Origin of the sequence: Mesorhizobium qingshengii, assembly GCF_900103325.1 — a bacterium.
GTDB lineage: Bacteria > Pseudomonadota > Alphaproteobacteria > Rhizobiales > Rhizobiaceae > Mesorhizobium > Mesorhizobium qingshengii.
The window spans coordinates 1-1,956 of record NZ_FMXM01000087.1 but is presented as its reverse complement, the minus strand read 5'-3'; the positions used below and the strand labels follow the sequence as shown (position 1 = coordinate 1,956).

Sequence of the window (1,956 nt, the reverse complement as noted above, 5' to 3'; positions counted from 1 at the left end):
ACCGGGCGGCGGCCCTGGCGCAAAGTGAGCATCGTCACCCAAGTCGGACGGGTTGGGTGCCCTGAGATCAACAAAAGACTGAACACCGCCGAAGTTGACTGAATTAGCCCTCGCAGAGGGCGCTGGTTTGGTAGCTTCTAAGACCGGCGTTGCCATCTCCTCTTCCGGATGAGAGCCAGGGGCATTATGGCTCCCAGATTGTCTGGCGCCCGAATTCCGCAGATGTTCCAGCGCCGCGTGGATCGTTGAGCAATCACCGGGATAGAGCTTGACATCATCATCCAGGGTCTTGTGGTTAAGCCGGGCGGCAATGCTCATCTTGCCGTTTTTCTGTAGGTAATCACTAAAACGCGCAAGGGCATGTTTGTACCTCATTGCTTTACCCGCATCGGTGCTTTTCACTAACGGGGTTGCACTGTACAGGTGGATAAGCTCCCGGTCCTGGAAATAGGGGTTGCGGACAGAGCGACCTCCGATTGGCACGCCGCCGGCCTCCGCAGTCTTGAGATAACGCATCGGCGCTTCGAGCGACGGACCACCCGATCCCTCGTACTGCTTGAAATCGCGCGTCAGCGACGTTTCGCCCATGCGGCTAGCAAAGCCCTGCTTTCCGTTGGCAACGAGCCAACGAGCGAAGTTCAAAAGAGGATTTACATTGAGCTTGACGGTGGTCTCCGTGACATTGCCCTTGCGGAGGGCTGACTCCAATACCTCGATAAGCGACGCATCTTTGGAATAAAGAGCACGCTTGTCGCGACCTACGATAGCCAACGTTGCAGACGGAGTTGCTTTGTGCAGTTTGATGAGCGGTTCGTTCGGGAAATAGGGATTGCGAACAGAGCGACCTAAGATTGGCACACCGCCGGCCTCCGCAGTCTTGAGATGACGCAGCGGCGCTTCGAGCGACGGACCACCCGATGCCTCGTACTGCTTGAAATCGTGTTTCAGCGACGCCTCGTCCAGGCGGGTAGCAAAGCCCGGCTTTCCGTTGGCAACGAGCCAACGAGCGAAGTTCAAAAGAGGATTTACATTGAGCTTGATGGTGGTCTCCATGACATTGCCCTTGCGGAGGGCTGAGTCCAGCACCCCGATAAGCGACGCATCGTTCGAATAAAGACCACGCTTGTCGCCGCCGACAGTAACCAGTGTTGATTTTTGGGTCTGATCGGCAGGACGCTTGAAGTCGCCAAGATCTTTCTTCGGCGCATCAGGGTTGTTGATTCGGCCCCGTCCCATCTGCGCTTCGTCGAACGCGGGTGGGAGCGAGGTGGCGGCCTGCATCAGCCCGCGAGCGCCTGAATTGCCAATTTCGCTCAGCAGGTTCTGAACGGCGACCTCTCGCGGATTGTCTAGTATCCTCTGCCTCTTCCTAGGTCCGTTATGCTCAACGTCCCAATCTGCAGCTCTACCCAAAGGCCGGTCCTCACCGAAAGTTCCTTCGCGCAAGGGGGCCGCTCCCTCTAAGGGCGAGCGCGAATTGCCTTTCATTAAGCGCGACGTCCTCGTCCCAATGCGCTCGTGTTGAGAGACATCAACGGCCTGGCCTGGGTGGACGTTTGCGACATCGACCTGTGGCAGGTCGCGCCAGTGCTTCTCAAATGCTGCCGTCTCTTGCTTCGTCTGCTTTTGCGCCGTGGTGTTGTTCGAGACAGGATGCCGTCTGGATGGGTCGACATTGCTAAATCTGTCCATGTTCGCCTCCGGGGCAGCCCGTTCGCAAATCTGCGAAGGCGGCATCGTGCGAACCTACTAGGGGTACCTTTCGAGAAGCTGACGCGCCTTTAAAGAAGTCTGCATGTTGCGTTCTTGATTTTGCGATAGGCGCGTTGAGGCTATCTGTAGGGTTCGGCGCAGAAGACCAGCCACGAATACGTTGCCGTTCATAGCGCCGTCGTAGACGAAGGGCGCTGTCATGCCCGTCAGCCGCAGCGCTCCGGTGAAGGTCGTGGTCTTCCA

At 57.4% G+C, this 1,956-nt stretch carries 2 pseudogenes; both read right to left on the bottom strand.

From position 1 onward, the window contains the following. A pseudogene (locus BLS48_RS34410) lies at positions 1-1,692 on the bottom strand (hypothetical protein); the annotation flags it as partial. Positions 1,693-1,860: 168 nt separating this feature from the next. Further along, a pseudogene (locus tag BLS48_RS35465) lies at positions 1,861-1,956 on the bottom strand (IS630 family transposase); the annotation flags it as partial.